3 protein-coding genes are annotated in these 2,379 nt (G+C 75.9%); 2 read left to right on the forward strand and 1 reads right to left on the reverse strand.

What is annotated here, in order from left to right; genetic code table 11:
• Positions 1–625 (forward strand): hypothetical protein (locus DEP02_RS28950; protein WP_112470634.1); only part of this gene is annotated, 625 nt, incomplete at its 5' end.
• 147 nt (positions 626–772) lie between these two features.
• Positions 773–1,903, forward strand: coding sequence for a glycosyltransferase family 4 protein (locus DEP02_RS28955; protein WP_112470635.1), 1,131 nt, complete (start codon positions 773–775; stop codon positions 1,901–1,903).
• A 7-nt stretch (positions 1,904–1,910) separates the two neighbouring features.
• On the opposite strand, the gene DEP02_RS35605 is transcribed toward DEP02_RS28955, so the two are convergent.
• Positions 1,911–2,379, reverse strand: a 469-nt coding sequence (locus tag DEP02_RS35605; protein WP_198668644.1) for a PucR family transcriptional regulator, incomplete at its 5' end; no start/stop codon positions are given.

Raw genomic sequence — 2,379 nt, forward strand, 5'->3', positions numbered from 1 at the left:
CGCGACGGCCGCGGCAGTCGCCGCGGCGGTCGGGCGGGTGCGGCCCGCGGCCGGGGCGGCGGTACTGGCCGCAGGGTTCTGCGGGGCCTATGACGACATCGCCGGGGCCGGTGACCCGCGGCGTGGGTTCCGGGCGCATCTGGCCGCGCTGCGGGGCGGTGAGGTCACCAGCGGGGCGGTCAAGTTGTTCGGGATCCCGGCCGCCGGGCTCGTCGCCGGGGCGCTGCTGAAGGAACGGCCGCTGGACAAGGTCCTCGCCGGGATCGTGATCGCCGGGGCCGCGCACGCCGTCAACCTCCTGGACGTACGGCCCGGCAGAGCCGCCGGCGCGGTGCTCGCACTCGCGGCGCCCGGGCTGCTGCGCGGCGGACCGGGCGCGGAACTGGCCGCCGCCACCACCGGGGCCGCCGCGGCCGTTCTGCCCGAGGACCTGGGGGAGCGCGTGATGCTCGGCGACACGGGGGCGCACGCCCTGGGCGCGGCCCTCGGCGTGGCCGCCGTCGCGTGCAACGGGCGCGCCGGACTGATCGCACACTCCCTCGCGGTGGTCACCGCCGCCGTGTACGGCGAAAAGGTGAGCGGGCAGCAGGGGGCGCCGAGCCCTCGACCGCACTCGTCCGAGTGACCCGTACGTACTGGCATCCTTGGAGCCGGGGCGGGAGGCCTGGCAAGGGCGCGCGCGGTTCAGTCCCTCGGCTCGATACCTTCTGTACGTTTCCTCGTGATCCGTTTCCCGTGATCGCCCGAACGCCGAACCAGGAGCCCCGGCCCCGTGAGCCCCGTGAGCAGCCACGTATCGCACGGTCAGTCTCCGCTGCGCACCGTGCAGGTGCTGGGCGGAGGCAACGCCGGCAGTAGCACGCATGTACGGTCGCTGGCCGCCGGGCTGGTCGCGAGGGGCGTACGGGTCACGGTGTGCGCCCCCGCCGAGGCCGACCGCGCCTACGGCTTCACCGACGTCGGCGCCCAGCACGTGCACGTGCCCCGCAGCAGTGACCCGGTGTCCGTGGCCGCGCTGCGCACGGTCTGCGCGGACGCCGACCTGGTGCACGCGCACGGTCTGCACGCCTCCTTCCGCGCGGCACTCGCGCTCAGCGGCCGGACCACGCCCCTGGTGGTCACCTGGCACAACCACGCGCACGCCGAAGGAGCCCGCGCGCATCTGCTGCGGCTGCTGGAACGCCGGGTGGTGAAGGCCGCCACCGTCGTGCTCGGCACCACCTCCGGACTCGTCGACCGGGCCCGCCGCCGGGGCGCCCGGGACGCGAGGCTCGCCGCCGTCGCGGTGCCCCCGCCGGCCGCCGGGTACGAGCACCCGGACCGCCCGCGCTCCAAGGTGCGGGCCGAACTCGGCGCCATGGACCGGCCGTTGCTCCTCGCGGTCGCCTCCCTGGACCCGGGCCGCGGCCACGAGCTGCTGCTGGACGCCGCCCGCGCCTGGCGTCTGCTGGACCCCGTACCGCTGCTCCTCGTCGCGGGCGAGGGCCCGTTGCGTGCCCAGCTGCAGCGGCGGATCGAGGACGAGGAGCTGCCCGTCCGGCTCCTCGGGCGGCGGGAGGACGTCGGCGAGCTGCTGGCGGCGGCCGACGTGGCGCTGCTCCCCAGGAGCTGGGAGGCCCGCTCGGTCCTCGCCCAGGAGGCACTGCACGCGCGCGTGCCGCTCGTCGCCGCGCGCACGGGCGGTATCCCCGAACTGGTGGGCGACGCGGCCGAACTGGTCCCGGAGCAGGACACGGAGGCCTTCGCCGGTGCCGTCGTACGGCTGCTCGGCGATCCCGAACGCCGGGAGACACTGCGGGAGATGGGCGCACGGCAGGCCGCGACCTGGCCCACCGAGGACGAGACGGTCGCCCAAGTGCTCAGTGTCTACGACGAGCTGACCCAGCTCAGACCACTGAGCTGACGGCCCGTCAAGGGACGTGCCGACGGGCCCGCAGGGCCAGGCTCAACGCCAGCACCGTCTGCGGGTCGTCGAGGTCGGTGCCCAGCAACTCCCCGATCCGGGCGAGGCGGTTGTAGAGCGTCTGCCGGTTCAGATGCAGCTCGCGCGCCGTCTCCGCCTTGCGGCCCGCGTTCGCCAGATACGTCTGCAGGGTGGGCAGCAGCGGCGGCTTCGACCGGCGGTCGTGGTCCACCAGCGGGCCGATCGCGCGGTCCACGAAGGCCGCCAGGTCCGGGTGGTCGCGCAGCCGCCACAGCAGCAGGTCGATGTCCAGACGGCGGGCGTCGTACCAGGGCCGGTCCGGCAGTCCCTGCGCCGCCGTCGCCGTCTCGGCCGCGTGCCGCAGGCCCGCCGAGGCCGCCGCCCAGCCGCCCGCCACGCCGACCACCACCACCGGCGGCTGCCCGCCCGGCCGGTGCATCCCCGCACGCTCCACA

The organism is Streptomyces triticisoli (assembly GCF_003270085.1).
GTDB lineage: Bacteria > Actinomycetota > Actinomycetes > Streptomycetales > Streptomycetaceae > Streptomyces > Streptomyces triticisoli.